Origin of the sequence: Streptococcus intestinihominis, assembly GCF_046824975.1 — a bacterium.
GTDB lineage: Bacteria > Bacillota > Bacilli > Lactobacillales > Streptococcaceae > Streptococcus.
On sequence record NZ_JBKQBL010000018.1, the window covers coordinates 1 to 449 of the forward strand.

Below are 449 nucleotides of genomic sequence, written 5' to 3' on the forward strand. Positions count from 1 at the left end.
CCCCGGCCGCCGGTATAGTATTAAAGACAAGGTTTTCGGACCTTGTCTTTTTCTTTTATTCGTTGAATTTTTGGTTCTGAGTTTCCAATTTTTTCCAATTTAAAATAAATCGTCAAGTTTATTAGCTAATGATTTCTGTTTGCTTGGGTACAAATGAGAATAAGTATCTATTGTTGTTGTTATCGATGCGTGTCCTAATCTGTCTTTAACAACAAGATAATCTTCTCCTTGATTTATAAGTAATGATGCATGTGAGTGCCTTAAATCATGAATTCTTATTTTCTTTAAATTTTTATCCCTTTCTAGTATTTGTTTAAACTTCTTATTGATCATATTTTTAGTAACTGTTATTGGTGTACTTTGTATTATTTGGAGTTCATCAGTATTTTTTGTAAATTCCTCAAGTTTTTCCTTTTGTTTTACTTTCCAATCTTTTAGCATTTCTGCTA

1 protein-coding gene is annotated in these 449 nt (G+C 29.8%); it reads right to left on the reverse strand.

What is annotated here, in order from left to right; genetic code table 11:
* Positions 1-99: 99 nt before the first annotated feature.
* Positions 100-449: tyrosine-type recombinase/integrase (locus ACLOR3_RS10700; RefSeq protein ID WP_412037219.1), on the reverse strand; the 350-nt coding region annotated here is incomplete at its 5' end.